General features: G+C 64.3%; 9 protein-coding genes. 5 read left to right on the top strand and 4 right to left on the bottom strand.

Annotated elements, in window-relative coordinates; translation table 11 throughout:
• The first annotated feature begins 12 nt into the window (after window positions 1-12).
• On the top strand, window positions 13-873 hold the full coding sequence (locus tag CAG46_RS03370; RefSeq protein WP_085618638.1) for a DUF6279 family lipoprotein: 861 nt from the start codon (window positions 13-15) through the stop codon (window positions 871-873).
• Between the two features lie 129 nt (window positions 874-1,002).
• Here CAG46_RS03370 and aceK read toward each other — a convergent pair whose 3' ends face one another.
• Entirely contained in the window at window positions 1,003-2,718 is a 1,716-nt protein-coding gene (gene aceK / locus CAG46_RS03365; RefSeq protein WP_085618640.1) for a bifunctional isocitrate dehydrogenase kinase/phosphatase, read from the bottom strand.
• Between the two features lie 248 nt (window positions 2,719-2,966).
• Between aceK and CAG46_RS03355 the strand changes: the two genes are divergently transcribed.
• Together CAG46_RS03355 and CAG46_RS03350 are read left to right on the top strand one after the other, a co-directional pair.
• Complete coding sequence (locus CAG46_RS03355) at window positions 2,967-3,842, top strand: DMT family transporter (RefSeq protein ID WP_025340189.1); 876 nt, start codon at window positions 2,967-2,969, stop codon at window positions 3,840-3,842.
• A 14-nt stretch (window positions 3,843-3,856) separates the two neighbouring features.
• A complete protein-coding gene (locus CAG46_RS03350; protein ID WP_085589177.1) occupies window positions 3,857-4,315 on the top strand; it encodes a DUF4265 domain-containing protein in 459 nt (152 codons plus the stop codon).
• A 3-nt stretch (window positions 4,316-4,318) separates the two neighbouring features.
• Here CAG46_RS03350 and CAG46_RS03345 read toward each other — a convergent pair whose 3' ends face one another.
• Entirely contained in the window at window positions 4,319-5,200 is an 882-nt protein-coding gene (locus CAG46_RS03345) for a DMT family transporter (protein ID WP_041505660.1), read from the bottom strand.
• A gap of 669 nt (window positions 5,201-5,869) precedes the next feature.
• Between CAG46_RS03345 and CAG46_RS03335 the strand changes: the two genes are divergently transcribed.
• The gene (locus CAG46_RS03335; protein ID WP_085618646.1) at window positions 5,870-6,730 is read left to right on the top strand and encodes a formylglycine-generating enzyme family protein; all 861 of its coding nucleotides are present in this window, start codon (window positions 5,870-5,872) and stop codon (window positions 6,728-6,730) included.
• A 126-nt stretch (window positions 6,731-6,856) separates the two neighbouring features.
• The gene (locus CAG46_RS03330; protein WP_085618648.1) at window positions 6,857-9,319 is read left to right on the top strand and encodes a TonB-dependent siderophore receptor; all 2,463 of its coding nucleotides are present in this window, start codon (window positions 6,857-6,859) and stop codon (window positions 9,317-9,319) included.
• A 156-nt stretch (window positions 9,320-9,475) separates the two neighbouring features.
• On the opposite strand, the gene CAG46_RS03325 is transcribed toward CAG46_RS03330, so the two are convergent.
• Window positions 9,476-18,073, bottom strand: coding sequence for a non-ribosomal peptide synthetase (locus CAG46_RS03325; protein ID WP_085618650.1), 8,598 nt, complete (start codon window positions 18,071-18,073; stop codon window positions 9,476-9,478).
• A gap of 22 nt (window positions 18,074-18,095) precedes the next feature.
• On the bottom strand, window positions 18,096-18,765 hold a 670-nt coding region (locus CAG46_RS03320; protein ID WP_256575046.1), incomplete at its 5' end, for a phosphopantetheine-binding protein.

Here is an 18,765-nt window from a genome sequence, read left to right as displayed (position 1 = left end):
AAGGAACAGCCCATGCCGCTACGCCTGTCCAAAGCCCTGCTCGTCGCCATCGGCTGCGCCCTGGCCCTGGCCGCCTGCAGCCGTATCGACCTGGCCTACCGCAACCTCGACCGCCTGGTGCCGTGGTCGCTGGGCGACTACCTGGCCATGAACAGCGAGCAGAAGACCATGCTTGACGACCGCCTGCGGGAGCACCTGGCCTGGCATTGCAAGACCCAGCTGCCTGGTTACCTCGACTGGCTGGACCGGGTACGCGGCATGGTCGCCGACGACCAGGTGACCGACCAGGCCCTGCAGCAGCGTACCCGCGAAGCCCGCGAGGCGATTGGCCGGGTAGCCGAGGAAATCACCCCTTCGGCCACCGAGTTGCTGCGCGGCATGAGCGATAGCCAGGTGGCGGAGATGCGCGAGGCGTTCCGCGAGGACATCAGCGAACGGCAGAAGAAGTATGTGGATACGCCGCTGGACAAGCAGATCGCCCGCCGTACCGAACGCATGGAGAAACGCCTGACGCCGTGGTTTGGCGAGCTGACCGCAGTACAGAAGCAGCGCGTGCAGGCCTGGTCCCAGGCGCTGGGCGACCAGAACCGCGAATGGATCGCCAACCGCGCGCACTGGCAGCAGCAATTGCTGCTGGCGATGAACCAGCGCAACGACGCCAGCTTCGAGCCACGCCTGGCGACGTTGTTGCAGCGCAAGGAGAGTTTGTGGACGCCGGAGTACCGGGCGGCGTATCAGAATACCGAGCAGCAGGCGCGCAGCTTGCTGGTGGACCTGGTGCACCAGAGTACCCCGCAGCAGCGGCGGTACCTGCAGGAGCGGTTGGGCAAGGTGCGTACCGATTTCAGTGAGTTGAAGTGTTTGAAGGGGTAATTGGGAAAAGCAGGCCCGGCCTCTTCGCGGGTAAACCCGCTCCCACAGGGACCTCACTGGTTTCGAATCCTGTGCAGTACCTGTGGGAGCGGGTTTACCCGCGAAGAGGCCAGGCCTGCCAAAGCACAGTCACCGCCCCTTGCGCCGATACGGAAACACATCGATCACCTTCCCTTCACGAATCGCCGCCTGCAGCCCCTTCCAGTAATCCGCGTCGTACAACTCCCCATGCAGCCGGCTGAACAAGCGCCGCTGGCCGATATCGGCAAACAGGAACGGCGGAAACTCCTCGGGGAACACGTCATGCGGCCCGATCGAGTACCACGGCTCGCCCGACATCTCGTCCTCCGGGTAACGCGGCGGCGGGATATGGCGGAAGTTCACCTCGGTCAGGAAGCTGATCTCGTCATAGTCATAGAACACCACCCGGCCATGGCGGGTAACGCCAAAGTTCTTCAGCAGCATGTCGCCAGGGAAGATATTCGCCGCCGCCAGCTGCTTGATGGCCAGGCCGTAATCCTCCAGGGCCTCCAGCACCTGGCCCTCGCTGGCGTGTTCCAGGTACAGGTTCAGCGGCGTCATGCGCCGCTCGGTCCAGCAGTGGCGGATCAGCACCGTGTCACCCTCCAGCGCCACGGTCGAAGGCGCCACCTCCAGCAGTTCGGCCAGGCATTCCGGCTCGAACTTGCTACGCGGGAAGCGAAAATCGGCGAACTCCTGGGTATCGGCCATGCGCCCGACGCGGTCGACGCTTTTCACCAGCCGGTACTTGTCGATCACCGTGGCCCGGTCGACCGTCTTCGACGGTGAAAAGCGGTCCTTGATGATCTTGAACACGGTGTTGAAGCCCGGCAGGGTGAACACGCTCATGACCATGCCGCGTACCCCGGGCGCCATGACGAAGCGGTCGTCGCTGCTGGCCAGGTGGTTGATCAGCGCCCGATAGAACTCCGACTTGCCGTGCTTGTAGAAACCGATGGAGGTGTACAGCTCGGCCACGTGCTTGCCCGGCAAGATGCGCTTGAGGAAGTTGACGAACTCCGCCGGCACCGGCACATCGACCATGAAGTACGAGCGGGTGAAGGAAAAGATGATCGACACCTCGGCCTCGTCGGTGATCAGCGCATCGGCCTCGATACCGTGCCCTTCGCGGTGCAGCAGCGGGATTACCAGCGGCCACTGCTCGTCGCTGTTGAACAGTCGGCCGACCAGGTAGGCGCCCTTGTTGCGGTACAGCACCGGCACAAACAGCTCCAACGCCAGTTTCGGATCCTTGCATACCCAGTCCGGCAGGCACTCGCGCAGTTGATCCTCCAGACGCGCCAGGTCGCCTTCCAGGTCGCCGTACGGCACTTCGAACGGGTAATCGCTGAACACTGCCCGCAGCAGGCTCTTGAGCCCAGCGCCAGGTCGATAGGTACGGGTTTGTGCGGCGCGCTCACGGCTGCGCATGGACGGTCGGGTGGTGTGGATGAACATGCAGCCGTCGCTGATCAGGTCGTGGCTGAACAGGCTGCAGAACAGCGAGTTGTACCAGGTCTCGGACAGCTCGTCGTCCAGCCTTGGGTCGATCAGGTGGATATAGGCGTTCTTCACCAACGGCCATTGTTCCACATCCAGCAGCATGTCCTCGGCAAAACCATTACGCAGCCAGCCGTTGACCTCGGCGACCTTCTCTTCATAGAGATTGATGCGGGCGGCAGAGGCACGCTGGATATCCTGCCAGCGCGCCTGCTCGAAGCGCTTGCGGGCACCGAGGGTTATGCGCTGGAAGTGGTCGCGGTAGTCGTCGAAGCCGGCGAGGATCATTCGGGCGATTTCGACAGCGGGCCAGGGCTGGGGCATGCGAGGACCTCGGTGCGGTGTTGAGTTACAGAGCTTAGTCGCCTCTTGGTTTTTGCGGAGCCTGTGCCGGCCTCTTCGCGGGCTCGCCCGCTCCCACAGGTTCTGTGCAATGCTCGGCCCTGTGGTAATCCTGTGGGAGCGGGTTTACCCGCGAAGAGGCCGGCACAGGTTTACACCGCAAGAAAGCACAAGAATCCCCAGCCCCCCTGGCGTACACTCGCGCCCCTGCCCTGCCTCCGGAGACCGTTGTGAGCCCCATCGCCCTAGCCCGCCTGCTGACCCTTGCCGCCGTCTGGGGGGCGAGCTTCCTGTTCATGCGCATCATCGCCCCCGAGCTGGGCACGGTGCCGACGGCGTTCTTCCGTGTCTCCATCGCCTGCCTGGGCCTGGTTGCACTGCTCGCCGCCGCCCGCGTGCGCTGGGACTTCCAGGGCAAGCTCGGCGCCTGCCTGGTGCTAGGCATGATCAACTCCGGCATCCCCGCAACGTTCTACTCCGTGGCCGCCCAGGTGCTGCCCGCCGGCTACTCGGCAATCTTCAACGCCACCACGCCGCTGATGGGTGTGCTGATCGGCGTGCTGTTCTTCCGCGAACCGATGACCCTGGCCAAGCTCTGCGGCATCTTCCTGGGCCTGTTCGGCGTCGGCATCCTCAGCGGCGCCGGCCCGGTGGCCCTGGACCTGGCCCTGCTGCAAGGCGCCCTCGCCTGCCTGGCGGCCACCACCTGCTACGGCTTTGCCGGCTTCCTTGCCCGCCGCTGGGTCAGCGGCCTGGACAGCCGCCTGTCGGCACTGGGCAGCATGCTCGGCGCCACCCTGATGCTGAGCCCGCTGTTCGCCTGGAGCGCGCTGAGCCAGCCACCTGCCAGCTGGGGCGGCTGGCAGGTGTGGCTGTCGCTGCTGGGCCTGGGCCTGCTGTGCACAGCGTTCGCCTACATCCTGTACTTCCGCCTGCTGGAGGAGATCGGCCCGGTCAAGGCCAGCACCGTGACCTTCCTGATCCCGGTATTCGGCGTATTGTGGGGGGCGTGGCTGCTGGACGAACCGTTGTCGATGGCGCACCTGTACGGCGGCCTGCTGATTGGCCTGGCATTGTGGCTGGTGCTGCGCCCGGCACGCAGCTGAAGCGGGGGTACAGGATGAACGACGCGTACAAGAAGGTCCTGTTCCGCCTGGAGCAGGACGAAAACGGCTACCCGCCCGCCTCGGTCGAGGGCCTGTGGGCCAAGGCCGTGGAAGGCGGCTATGCCGTCGACAACATTCCCTTCCATGTCTACGGCATCGCCCCGGGCGACGTGATCGACACCCGTGAGGAAGCCGGCGAAACCTGGTTCGCCGAACTGCGCCACAGCAGCGGCAGCTCGGTGTTCCGGGTTATCGTCAAGCCCCCGGAAACCCTGGACCAGGTACGCGCGGCCTTGCACGACTTCGGCTGCAACTGCGAAACCGAGCAGGCGGTGAAGATGCTGGCGGTCGAGGTCCCGCCGCAGCGCTCGCTCGACACCTTGCTCTACTACCTGCTCACCCAGCGCGAAGCCGGCCTGCTGGACTTCGAGGAAGGCGTATTGCGCCACGCCATCCCCGAAGAATTCCGCTAGGGCCTACGCCTCGGCCAGGCGCGCGGCGGGCTTGCGGAACACGAACAGCAAGCCCACCACGATCAGCCCCATGCCCAGCAGGCTGAGCGGCGCCAGGCGGTTGCCGAAGATCAGCAGGTCCATCACCGCGGTCACTGCCGGCACCAGGTAGAACAGGCTGGTGACATTGACCAGGTTACCCTTGGCGATCAGCCGATACAGCAGCAGGGTCGCCAGTAGCGAGACCACCAGCCCCATCCACAGCAGCGCGCCGACGAAACCGCCAGTCCACTCCACATGCAGCGGCTGCAGCGGCGCGAACAACGCGCACATGGCAAAGCCGGCCAGGTACTGCAGCGGCAGCGTGCCCATGGGGTTGTCGGTGATGCGCTTCTGCAGGATCGAGCCGAAGGTCATGCTGGCCAGCGCCAGCAAGGCGAACAGCATCCCCGCCAGCGACACCCCGCCCAGGTTGATGCCCTGGTAGACCACCATGATCAACCCGCCAAGCCCCAACCCCAGGCCGAACAAGCGGCTCCAGGAGCGCTGGCGCTCCATCAGCACCACGGTCAGGATTGGTTGTACCCCCATCACCGTGGCCATGATGCCGGGGGTGACATGGGTATCGAGCGCCAGCAGGTAGAAGATCTGGTAGGCGCCGAGCAGCACACAGCCGGTGCCCAGAGCCCGCAGGATGGCCCCGCGACTGCGCGGCCAGCGCAGCCCCAGCAACGGGCCGATCAGCAGCAGGCCGGCCAGGGCCAGCGCCGAGCGCAACAGCAGGAAGGCAAACGGGCTGGCATGCGCCAGGCCGAGCTTGGAGACGATCGCCCCGCTGCTCCACAGCAGGACGAACAGGCTGGTAGTGGCCGCCGAGGCCACGGATGCTTTGCTAAAGACAGACATGTATTGCCACCTGATATAAGGCGAATAAGCCAGACGGACGGCGTGCGCTTCAGCGTGGGAAGTCGCCGACCGTGTTCAGTAGGTTGCGTGTGCGAAGGGATGCGGCCAGAAGCCGATCAGCCCAGCACGACCACGCAAGGAGGCGGAGCTACGCCGCCTACGACGCCACTGACAGGTGGTGGTGGATAGTGACTGATCATCGCCGGCTGCTGGCAGCCACGCACGACCATGCCCGCGACTGGCGCGATGGCAAAGCTTGTGGTGGATGGGCTGGCTGGCATGAACAGGTCTTCGGGAAGAGAACAGTGGCCTGGACTATAGCCCGGTGTTTCCTGGCTGGCAACTACCCCGCCGGCCACAATCCCGTGTAGGAGCGGCCTTGTGTCGCGAGGGGGCGCGAAGCGGCCCAAGCTCTTTGCATCCAGGCCGATATTGCCGGGGCCGCTTTGCGGCCCATCGCCGGCAAGCCGGGCTCCCACAAGTACGGCGCAGAACTCAAGATTTTCGCGGTCCCTGTGGGAGCCTGGCTTGCCGGCGATGGGCTGCGCAGCAGCCCCAGTGACGTTAACTGGCTGGTAAGGGGTCGCGTGTGTATTGGTTAATTTCTCACCACCCCGATTCGTCTGAATGCGAAACGCAGCCCGCATTCACCTGTTTCGAGGACCACCGATGAACGTATCCGCCTGGCTCTACCGGCCAGCCCAGATCACCTGCCTGCTGCTGGTCAGCGCCTACGCCCATGCCGCCAAGCCCGGCGTCGTGTTCAAAGACTGCAAGGACTGCCCCGAGATGGTCGTGCTGCCCGCCGGCAGCTACGTGATGGGGGCCCCTGACGACGAAGTCGGCCGCCAGCCCGACGAGGGCCCGCTGCACACCGTGACCTTCGCCAAGCCCTTCGCCATGAGCCGCTACCAGGTCACCGCCGGCGAACTGGATGCCTACATCAAGGCCACCGCCACCGTCATCAAGAGCGGCGACGACCGCCCCGGCCGCTGGTGCGAAGCCAGCAAGCCCAGCTACAAGCAAGGCCCCCGCCAGCCGGCGGTGTGCGTCGACTACGACGAAGTGCAGGCCTACACCCGATGGCTGGCGAAAACCACCGGCAAGCCATACCGCATGGTCAGCGAAGCCGAACGCGAATATGCCGCCCGTGGCGGCTCCAGCGGCCCGTTCCCCTTCCCCTTCGACGAACCGGGCAAGTACGAGATCAGCAAGCACGCCAACACCTATGGCCCCAAGGACGGGCATACCTTCACCGCCCCGGTAGGCAGCTACCCGCCCAATGCCTTCGGCATGTATGACATGCACGGCAACGTCTACGAATGGGTCGCCGACTGCTACCACGACAGCTACGAAGGCGCCCCCACCGACGGCAGCGCCTGGATCCAGGACCCCAAGTGCATCCGCGCGCACATGCGCGGCAACGACTGGGGCGAGCCGCCGATCTTCTCCCGCTCGGCCAACCGCAACGACCGCCTCAAGACCACCCGCGGGGATTTCCTCGGCTTTCGCGTAGCACGCGAACTGTGAAGTTGTGACGCGGTTAACGCAGCACTGGCCAAAAAAATCGCCAATAAGAATCGTTCCGGTTTTTCACAGGTGCTGCGTCCTATAGCTGACATAGAAAAAAACCCTCTGCCAACGAGACCGCAATAGATGTCCAAGTCCCTCCCCGGCCCGCTCAACCCGCTTGCCAAAGCATTACTGATCCGTCATTCCCTTCGCCCCCAGCGCGCGTTCACACGCATCGGCCTGGGCCTGGCGATATCCGCTGCGATGGTTGCCCAGGTGCAGGCACAGGAGTGGACCCTGGATATTCCTGCGCAGTCGATGAATTCGGCGTTGCAGGCACTGGCCAGGCAGACCGATACCCAGTTGCTGTACAGCCCGGAGGACATCAGTGGGCTGCGCTCCACGGCCCTCAAGGGCCGGCATGACCTGCAGTCTTCGTTGCGGACATTGCTGCAAGGCACCGGGCTGCGTTACCAGATCGATGGCAACACCGTGACGGTGACGGCCAGTTCGGGCGCACAGACCGGCCAGGTCGAGCTTTCGGCGACCAACGTCAATAGCGTGGGCCTTGGTACCACTACCGAAGGCACGGGCTCCTACACCACCGGTGTGACCAACACCGCGACCAAGATGAACCTGTCGATCCGTGAAACGCCCCAGTCGATCAGTGTGATCACTCGCCAGCGCATGGACGACCAGCAGCTCAACAGCGTGACCCAGGTGCTCAACCAGACACCCGGCATCACCATGTCCCAGGACGGTGGCCTGCGCTACAACATCTATTCCCGCGGCAGTGCCATCAACACCTACCAGCTTGACGGCGTGACCACCACCCAGGAAAACCAGACCCGCAACATGCCCAGCACGTTGCTGGACATGACCCTTTACGACCGCGTCGAAATCGTCCGCGGCGCCACCGGTCTGATGACCGGCGCGGGTGAACCCGGCGGCGTGGTCAACCTCATTCGCAAACGCCCGACCCGCGAATTCCAGTCGCATATCCAGGGCACTGTCGGCTCCTGGGACTCCTACCGCAGCGAAGTCGATGTTTCCGGCCCCTTGACCGAGGGTGGCAACCTGCGCGGGCGCATGGTGGCGGCCAAGCAGAAAAGCGGCAGCTTTCGCGACTGGTACAAGGAAGACAAGGACATCCTCTACGGCGTTCTCGAAGCGGACCTGAACGACGACACCCTGGTACGTTTCGGCGTCGACTACCAGAAGTTCAAAGCCACCGGTTCACCGGGTGTGCCGTTGTTGTTCACCAACGGCAAGCAGACCAACTTCTCCCGCTCGACCAGTTCCGGCGCCCGCTGGATGTACGACGAGCTGGAAACCACCAACTATTTCATGGCCGCCGAGCATTCCTTCGCCAATGACTGGCAAATCAAGCTGGCCGCGAACTACATGGATTCCAATCGCGATAACTACAACGGCTCTTATCAGACCTCTTCGGGCCGAGCGTGGATCAATGAAGAAACCGGCGCTGCGCGAATGCTGCGTTACAACGCTGAAGCCGACCAGACCCAGCGTGGCCTGGACCTGACACTGCAAGGGCCTTTTTCCCTGTTCGGGCGCACTCACGAGTTCATCACCGGCTTCAACTACCAGGATTACAAGAACGATCACACCGGTTATGACGTCGGCACCACAACCGTCAACTTCTATGACTGGGACAACTACCTGCCTCGGCCAACCGAGACTGGCGCACTTGGGGAAATTCTCAACATCAAGAGCAGCCAGCGCGGCACCTATGCGGCATTCAAGTTCAACCTGATGGATGACCTGAACGTAATCGTGGGCGCGCGCACCTCCGACTATGACTACGACTATTACTACTGGCCTACCTCATTCGGATCGCCGGACGTCAAGATGCACGAGCGGGGTGAAGTAACACCGTACGCGGGCATCATCTATGACCTGACCCCCGAGCAATCGGTGTATGCCAGCTATACCGATATCTTCAAGCCACAATCCAACCTCGATCGTAACGGTTCGGTCATTGGCCCTGTCATAGGCAGCAACTACGAAGTGGGCTGGAAAGGGGCGTTCTACGACGGGCGTCTGAACGCCAGTACGGCACTGTTCCTGGTCAAGCGTGACAACCTGGCGGTGGAGGACAGCGGTGAGATCGTGCAAGGCACGCTCGACCAACAAGCCTACAAGGGCGCAAAGGGTACCGAAACCAAGGGTATCGACCTGGAACTGTCGGGTGAGGTTTTGCCTGGTTGGCAAGTCATGACCAGCTACAGCCATGCCCGCACGGAAGACGCCGATGGCGTGCGCCAGCTGACGCAATATTCCATGGACACCTTCCGCTTCTGGAACACCTATCGCTTCCAGGGTGACTGGAACAGGCTGACCGTGGGTGGCGGGGTGTCCTGGAACTCCAGCATGTCGCTCTACTACAACAGCCTCAAAGCCCGAGCCACCCAGGATGACTACACGGTTGCCAGCCTGATGGCGCGCTATCAGGTCACCGACCATCTGGCCGCCACTCTGAACCTGAACAACATCTTCGACGAGAAGTATTACTCGGGTATCGGCGGCAGCGTTGGCCATTACGGTGACCCGCGTAACGCCACCATGAGCCTGCGCTACGACTTCTAGGCCGACAGCCACCTGTACCGTTGTAATCGAAGCGGCGTCATCCACACAGGATGACGCCGCTTTTTTCGTCTCGGTGGCGACACTGCCGACATGAAAAAACCTGTGGGGCCCACGTTGAACGCGGGCCCCACAGGTCATTCAGCCGGCCTTGCCGGGTCAACCCATGACCGGCTCCGCCACCAGCCTGGCCGCAAGCCCCTCGATCACGTCCGGATGCTTGAGGATGTCATAGTGACCCGCTGCAACCGCGTGGTTCTCACCGCTCCCCTGAACCGCGAAGCGTTGGCCATGGTCACCCGCCCACCAGCACAAGGCCGCGGCGCGGGTTGCCGGCAATGCCGGCAACCGTTCCGACAACGCCTTGAGCCGCATCGCCACGGCAAAGGTGTGGGCCAGTTCGGCGCTTTCGACACTGGCGAAGGCCGACGCTACCTGCAGCCCCGAGCGTGCCTCTTCGATCAGCCGCTCAAGCAGCGGCACACCACTGCCCGCCGCGATGGCAGGCAGCACCAGCTGCTCCTTGGCCAGCCCCAGCAGCACACTCAGGAAGCTGCCAAGGTCGGCACTCCAGTCCGCTGCCGGCGTCGCCGGCGCACCGGTTGGGATAAAACTGTCGACCAGGCCAAGCAACGATACTTGCTGGCCCTGGGCTTCCAGCTCCTGGGCCACCAGCACCGCCAGCGTGCCACCCAGCGACCAGCCGGCAAGCTGGTATGGCCCTTCGGGCTGCTTCTGGCGAATGTACTGGGCATAGTCGATCGCCATGGCCTGCAACGAATCATCCTGCCAGTTGCGATCGAGCAGCATGCGGCATTGCACGCCGTAGACGCTGCAATGCCCTTCCAGCCGGCGCGCCAGCGGCTCGTAGTCGAACACCGTGCCAAAGCCTGCATGCAGGCAGAACAGAGGCCTGGCCCCGGCTACCCGGCTGTTGAGCAGCAGCAGCGGATCAAGGGCGACGTCGGCATCGGTATAGCCGGAAAGCTCGCCAATGGTGGGCCTGGCCATGACATCGCGCAGTTTCAGTTCGATCGACAGGTCGGGCCGTGCTCGTACCTTCGACAGCATCTTCAGCACGCGCAGCGAATCGCCCCCCAACTCGAAGAAGTTGTCATCGACACCAACTTCATCCACCTCCAGCACTTCCTGCCAGATGGCCGCCAGCGCCTTTTCCGTGTCATCGCGCGGAGCCACCCGCACCGGGCGCCCGGCCAACTCCGGGGCCGGCAGCGCATTGCGATCGATCTTGCCATTGGGCGTGAGTGGAAACGCCGGCAGCAATACCCACTGGGTCGGCACCATGTAGTCCGGCAGGTCGGCACGCAAGGCGTCACGCAATTGCGTAGCGGAAGTCACTCCATTGCCGGTGACCAGATACGCCACCAGTTGCTTGCCGGTAGCGCCCTCCCGGGCCACCACCACAGCATCCCGCACATCCGCCAGATTCCGCAGCCGTGCTTCGACTTCCCCGGGTTCGATGCGGAAACCGCGAACCTTCAACTGGTTGTCCAGGCGGCCGATGAAATCGATCACGCCATCCGCCCGACGACGCACCCGGTCACCGGTGCGGTACAGCCGCCCGCCCTGGGCAAACGGGTCGGCGACAAAGCGCTCGGCGGTCAGGGACGGACGCTGGTGATACCCGCGCGCCACACCCTCGCCACCAATGTAGAGTTCCCCGGCCACGCCATCGGGCACCGGGTTCAGGCCCTGGTCCAGCACATGCAGCGTGCGCTGGCCAACCCGCTCACCGATCGGCGCATACACCGCCTGGCATGACTGCTGCGCCGATACTTTCCACAACAGGGGGGTCACGACCGTTTCGGTAGGCCCGTAGCCATTGGTCAGGAACTGCGGGCGCAAGGTCCGCTTGACCAGTTCGAACAGTGCATCGGGCACCGCGTCACCGCCAAAGCAATAGATGCGCACCGGCGGTGCGGCCTCCTGCCGGGTTTGCGCGAACTCGGCCAGTTGCTGCAGATACGCCGGCGGGAAGCAGGCAATGTCGATGCGCTCGGCATGCAGTACCTGCCAGGTTTGCTCGGCAGTCCACAGCTGGCTACCGCGCACCACCAGGCAGCCGCCTGACGACAAGGTCGACAGCCAACGCTCCTGGGCACCGTCGAAAGCGAACGACATGAACAACAGCTCGCGAGTGCTTTCATCCATTTCGTAAAGGCGGGCGATTGCCTGGCAGTGCATGCCGATCTGCCCATGGCTGACCGCCACGCCCTTGGGCTTGCCGGTGGAGCCAGAGGTATAGATCAGGTACGCCAGGTTGGTGTCGTGCACCATCACCTGAGGGGCATCGGACGGCAAGCTGGTGATAGCCAGAAGGTCCAGCTCCACGCAGTGCTCCACCCCGGCAAAACGCTGGCGCAAGCCGCTGCTGGTCACCAGCAGGTGCATGGCCGAATCTTCGACAATCCACTGCAAGCGGTCCTGCGGGTAGTCGATATCCAGCGGCACATAGGCGGCGCCGGTTTTCATCACCGCCAGAAATGCCACGATCACCTCCACCGAGCGTTCCAGGGCGATGCCGACCGTAACCTCCGGGCGCGCACCCAAGGCAATCAGGTGGTGTGCCAGGCGGTTGGCACGCTCATCCAGTTGGGCGTAGCTCAACTGTCGCTCGCCACAGGCCATCGCAATTGCCTCTGGCCGCACCTGGGCATGCCGGGCAATCAGCTCGGCCAGCCTTGGCATGGCCTGCTCGCATGGCTGCAAGCCATTGCGAGCCTGGGCCTGCTGCGCTTGCGCCGGGGTCAGCATGTCCAGGCTGCCCACGGTGGCGTGAGGGTTGTCGAGCATGCCCTCGAGCAGCCGTTCGAAACTGCCGCGAATGCTGTCAGTGGCTTGCTCCGTGAAGCGGTTGCGCAAGTAGAGGAACTCGACCGAGAGCGTCTCGCCCAGATGCACCGCCAGGTCCATGGCGTAGTTGGTCACGTCGCGGTTGCTCACCTCACCGAACTGCAGCGAGCCACCACCACCTTCCTGCAGGCGTTCGTCCACCGGGTAGTTCTCGAACACCACGATGCTGTCGAACAACGCTTGCCCGGCCTGCCCTGCCCAGCGTTGCACATCGGCCAAGGCTGCATGTTCGTGGTCGCGCAGTTCCAGGTTGCAGGCCTGCAGTTGCTGCAGCCAGTCGACAATCCGCTGCTGCGGTTGGGGCGTCTGCACCACCGGCAAGGTGTTGATGAACAACCCCAGCATTTCGTCGGCACCGGGCAAGCCGGCTGGCCGGCCCGCCACGGTGGCGCCGAAGCACACCGTGGCTTGCCCGGTATAGCGCTGCAGCAGCAGCAGCCAGGTCGCTTGGATCAAGGTGTTTGGGGTGATGCGCAAGCGCTGGGCCTGCTCGCGCAGTTGCCGGGTACGCGAGGCATCCCAACGCAGGTACAGCGCGGCGTGCCCCTGCAGGTCTGCCGCCGGGCGAGCCGCCAGGCTGTCCGCCAGCCAGGTGGGGCTTTCCAGCTCTTGCAGCTTGCCTCGCCAGAACTGCTCCAGCGCCGCCTTGGGCTGCCCGGCAAGCCAGCGGATGTAATCGCCAAACCGCCCTGCCGGCGCTCGCGCAGGGTGGCCATGGTAAGTCTGCAACACCTCGCCAAGCAGCCGCGAGGTACTCCAGCCGTCCATCAGTATGTGATGACGGGTCCACAGCAGGTGCAAACGTTCGTCGTCCAGCCGCACCAGGGTCAGGCGCATCAACGGTGCGACACTCAGGTCCAGGCCTTGTGCGGCATCGGCCTCGGCCAGCGCCTGCAGCATCTGCGCGCTTACCGAGCGGTCGCGCCAGTCATGCACGACCACCGGCAATTCGACCTTGCGGTAGACAAGCTGCAAAGGTTCGGCCAAGTGGGGCGCCGACCAGAAGGCACTGCGCAGGATATCGTGACAGTCGATCACCTGCTGCCAGGCTGCCACGAACCGTTCGATTTCCAGGCCTTTGACTTCCACCGAAGTCTGGTTGATGTAAAGCGCGCCTTCAGGCCCCTGCAGCGAATGGAACAGCATGCCCTGCTGCATCGGCGACAGCGGGTAGATATCGGCCACCTGCCGTGCAACTGCCGGCAGCTCATCCAGCTGTTGTTGGCGCAGCGCGGCCAGTGGGAAGTCCGAAGGCGTTACACCACGGTTGCCAGGCTCGCAGCAATGAGCGATCAGCGCGCCAAGCTCTGCGGCATAGTCATCTGCCAACTCTTGCATGACCGCGGTGTCGTAGCGCTGCGCACTGAAGGTCCAGCCAAGTTTCAGCTCGCCGCCGTATACCTGGCCGTTCAGGGCGATCTGGCTATCGAGCGGCGCATCGGCTGGTTTGGCCGCACCGCCGTATTCCCGCGCGGGTGCGAACAAGCCCGACTGCTCGTCGAAGCTACCGTCGAACTGCCCGAGGTAGTTGAACACGATCTCGCCCTGAGGCAACGCAGCCAGGGCCTCACGCGCACCAGCCGGCCCCATGTACTTCAGCGCGCCATAGCCCAGGCCTTTGTTCGGCACGGCCCGCAGCTGCTCCTTGACCGCCTTGATCGATTCGGCGATCCCGCCCTGCGGGCTCAGCTTCACTGGGTACATGCTGGTGAACCAGCCCACCGTGCGGCTCAGGTCAATGTCATCGAACAGGTCTTCCCGGCCATGGCCTTCCAGCCTGACCAGCACCTCCGGCCGCTCGGTCCAGCGGGCGATCACCCGAGCCAGGGCTGTCAGCAACAGGTCATTGATCTGCGTGCGATAGGCCGCAGGGGCATCGTGCAACAACTGTCGGGTGGCTTCGCGGCCCAGCCGCGTACTGACCGACGCAGCGTGCTGCTGCTGGTTGCCGCCCTGCGCATTGGCGCACGGCAGGTGGTCGCTGGTGCCCTGCAACTGCGCTTGCCAGTAGGCAAGTTCCGCTTGCAGCGCCTCGCTCTGGGCATAGGCCTGCAGGTGCTGCGCCCAGGTCTTGTAGGCGCTGGTCTTGGCTGGCAATTGCACCGGCTGTCGGTTGCCCAGGGCCTGGTAGGCCTGTTGCAGGTCCTCCAGCAACAGGCGCCACGACACACCATCTACCGCCAGGTGATGAATGACCAGCAGCAGACGCTGGCTGCCATCGGGCAGGCTGGCCAGCAGCGCACGGACCAGCAAGCCTTGTTGCAGGTTCAGGCTGCGTTGGGCCTGGTCAGCGAGTGCGGACAACGCCTCCTCGTCCGCGCACGCATGCTCCCAGAGTATCCGCGCCTGCTGCTGTGGCTTGTACTCGGCTTGCCAGGCCCCCGCCTGCTGCTCGAAGCCCAGGCGCAGTGCATCATGATGGGCGACCAGTGCCAGCAATGCATCGTGCAGGCGGTCCGCTTGCAGGGGTTCGCTGGGTGTCAGCAGAATCGACTGGTTCCAATGCCCACGCTCACCAATGTCGGCCTCGAAGAACCATTGCTGAATCGGGGTCAGCGGTGTGCTGCCCGTGATCGGCCCTTGCTCGCCAATACCTTCGACAACACGCCGCGCCACCGTGGCCAGGCCTTGTACGGTCTGATGCTGGAACAGTTGCTTGGGGGTGAACTGCACGCCGGCCTGGCGGGCCTTGCCCACCAGCTGAAGGGAAACGATGGAGTCGCCACCCAGTTCGAAGAAGTTGTCGCCAAGGCCTACTCGCTCCAGTTTCAGCACATCGGCCCAGATCGCCGCGATCTGTTGTTCCAGTTCACTCTGCGGGGCCACATATTCCGCTTGCAGCAGGCTGGCGTCCGGTTGCGGCAATGCACGGCGGTCCAGCTTGCCGTTGGCGGTCAACGGCAGTTTGGCCAGGAACAGCAGGTGGGCCGGCACCATGTAGTCCGGCAGGCTTGCCTTCAGCGCAGTGCGCAGCGCCTCGCGCTCGGCAGCCTGGGCCTCGGTGCTGGCCATCACGGCCGCATCGACAGGCACCACATAACCCACCAGCTGCTTGCCGCCCGGGCCGTCCTGGGCCAGCACCACGCCCTGGGCCACGCTGGCCTGCGCCTGCAGCCGCGCCTCGATCTCGCCCAGTTCGATGCGAAAACCTCGAATCTTCACCTGATGGTCGATCCGCCCCAGGTACTCCACCACCCCCGCGCCGCCGTAGCGGGCCAGGTCGCCCGAGCGGTACAGGCGGCCACCCTGGCTGTCGAACGGGTTCGGCACGAAGCGCTCGGCGGTCAGCCCCGGGCGCCCGTGATACCCCCGCGCCAGGCCCGCCTGGCCGATCACCAGCTCGCCGTGGCTGCCTGGGGCCACCGGGTTCAGCGCGGCATCCAGCAGGTACCACGACAGGTCCGGGATCACCTCGCCGATCGGGCTGCTCGCGCCCTTGGCCAGGTCGGCCTGGGTGATCGGCCGGTAGGTCACGTGCACCGTGGTTTCGGTGATGCCGTACATATTGATCAGCCGTGGCTGCTGGTCGCCGAACACCTCGAACCAGGGTTCGAGGCTGCTCACGTCCAGCGCTTCGCCGCCGAACACCACATGTCGCAAGGCCAGGCCCTGCCCCTGGCGCGCTGCCGCGCAGGCCACCGGGATCAACTGGCGGAACGCCGACGGCGTCTGGTTCAGCACCGTCACCTGCTCGCGCTGCAGCAGCGCATGGAAGTCCTCGGTGGAACGCGCCACGTCCTTGGCCACCATCACCGTCCGGCCGCCGTACAGCAACGCGCCGAACAGCTCCCATACCGAGAAGTCGAAGGCGTAGGAGTGGAACACCGTCCACACGTCACTGGCATCGAAACGGAACCAGTCCTGGGTCGCCGCGAACAACCGGACCACGTTCTGGTGCGGCAGCAGCGTGCCCTTGGGCTTGCCGGTGGAGCCGGAGGTGTAGATCACGTAGGCCAGGTTCTGCGGGGCTACCGTAACCCCGGGATTGGCGCCGCTGTAGCTGGCCAGAGCCAGCTCATCCAGCTCCAGGCACTCGATGGCGGCGGGAATTGGCAGCACCTCACGCAGGTGTGCCTGGGTCAGCAATAAAGTGATGCTGCTGTCGGCGAACATGTAGCTGAGGCGATCTTCCGGGTACTCCGGGTCCAGCGGCACATAGGCACCACCGGCCTTGAGAATGCCCAGAAGGCCAACCACCATGTCCAGGCTGCGCTCCATGGCGATGCCCACCAGCACATCCGGGCCAACGCCGCGCTCGATGAGCTTGTGCGCCAGCTGGTTGGCCCGGCGGTTCAGCTCGCCGTAGCTCAGGGTCTGCTCGCCGAAGGTGACTGCCGGGGCTTCGGGGGCGGTGGCCACCTGGGCCTCGATCAGCTCATGAATGGTTCGCTCATCCGGGAAGGCGACGGTGTTGCGGTTCCAGTCACGCAGCACGGCCTGCTGCTCGTCCTCGCCCAGCAACGGCAGCTCGCTGATGCGCTGGCCCGGTTGGCGCACGATGGCTTCCAGCAGGTTGAGCCAATGCCGCGCCATGCGCTCGATGGTGCTGGTGTCGAACAGGTCGGTGGCATAGGTCAGCGAAGCACCGATGCCCTTTTCATGCTCGGAGGTGTCCAAAGCCAGGTCGAACTTGGCGGTGTGGTTGTCCCAGGCCAACTCCTCCATCTCCAGCCCCGCTATACGTCGGGGCTCGCCCTTGGCCTGGGTCTGGTGGTTGTACAACACCTGGAACAGCGGATTGTGGCTCAGGTTGCGCTCCGGCTGCAGCGCATCGACCAGCTGCTCGAACGGCAGGTCCTGGTGGGCCTGGGCACCCAGGGCACGTTGCCTGACCTGTTGCAGCAGCTCGCTGAACGTCAGTTGCACATCGAACTCGGCACGCAGCACCTGGGTGTTGACGAAGAAGCCGATCAAGCGCTCGGTCTCGACCCGGTTACGGTTGGCAATCGGTACCCCAACGCGGATATCAGCCTGGCCCGAGTAGCGATGCAGCAGGGTCTGGAAGCTGGCCAGCAGCAGCATGAACGGCGTCACGCCCTGCTGCTGGGCAACCCGTTTCAGGTTGGTGGCCAGCTCATCGCCCAGCACGATCGGCAACCGTGCCCCTCTGTGGCTCGGCATGGCCGGGCGCGGATGGTCCAGCGGCAGCTCCAGCACCGGTTGCTCATCGCCCAACTGTTCGGTCCAGTAGGCCAGTTGCCGTGCCTGCTCGCCGGCTTCCATCCAGCTACGCTGCCAAATGGCATAGTCGGCATACTGGATCGGCAGGGTCGGCAGTTGCGTTACCTGGCCCTGGCTGAAACCTTGATAGAACTGCACCAGCTCATTGACCATCACCGGCATCGACCAGCCGTCGGCGACGATATGGTGCAGGGTCAGCACCAGCACGTGCTGGTCCGCCGCCAGGCGCAGCAGCCGGGCCCGCAACAGCGGCCCCTGCTCCAGGTCGAACGGTTGCCCTGCTTCGGTCTCGACCCAGGCCCGCACAGCGGCCTCGTCGGCGTTTGCCTGCTCTTCGATGACCAGCTCGAACGGCACTTGAGCATGAATGACCTGCACCGCCTGCTCACCGTCGCGACGGAACGTGGTACGCAGCGTTTCATGTCGCTCGATCAAGGCCGCGAAGGCCAGTTGCAGAGCTGTGGTATCCAGATTCCCCTTGAATTTCAAGGCAGCCGGGATGTTGTAGGTGGCACTGGCAGGCTCCCATTGCCACAGGAACCACTGCCGTTGCTGGGCGTATGAAAGCGCCGGCAACGGATGCTCGCCGCGCACCTCGGGGATCGGCAACTGGGCCAGGCTCATGCCCTTCGCCGCCAGTTTCTCGAGGAAGATTTTGCGCTGTGGCAGCGGCAGGCCGATGAAGCGCTGCATCAGGGCCATGTTTCTGTTATCCGTTTGCATTTCAGACTGCCTCAAGCTCGCTCATGAAGTCCTGGAGTTCATCCAGGTCTGCATCGCTATGGGTATTCAAGCCATTGATCATTGCTGCGTAGTCCTGCAGCGTTTGCGCCTGGAACAACAACGCCAGGGGCAGGCTCGTGCCAAGCTCGACCTGTAGCCGCGCCATGACCTGGGTAGCCAGCAAGGAGTGCCCACCCAGTTCGAAGAAGTTGTCGCCCAGGCCTACCCGCTCCAGCTTCAGCACATCGGCCCAGATCGCCGCGATCCGTTGCTCCAGTTCGCTTTGCGGCGCGAGGTACTCGCGCTGCAACTGGCTGGCATCCGGTTGCGGCAGCGCACGGCGGTCCAGCTTGCCGTTGGCGGTCAACGGCAGTTTGGCCAGGAACAGCAGGTGGGCCGGCACCATGTAGTCCGGCAGGCTCGCCTTCAGCGCAGTGCGCAGCGCCTCACGCTCGGCAGCCTGGGCCTCGGTGCTGGCCATCACGGCCGCATCGGCAGGCACCACATAACCCACCAGCTGCTTGCCGCCCGGGCCGTCCTGGGCCAGTACCACGCCCTGGGCCACGCTGGCTTGCGCCTGCAGCCGCGCCTCGATCTCGCCCAGTTCGATGCGAAAACCTCGAATCTTCACCTGATGGTCGATCCGCCCCAGGTACTCCACCACCCCCGCG

The sequence above is a fragment of the Pseudomonas sp. B23(2017) genome (assembly GCF_002113725.1).
Taxonomy (GTDB): domain Bacteria; phylum Pseudomonadota; class Gammaproteobacteria; order Pseudomonadales; family Pseudomonadaceae; genus Aquipseudomonas; species Aquipseudomonas putida_Z.
This window is presented reverse-complemented; position numbering and strand designations above follow the sequence as displayed.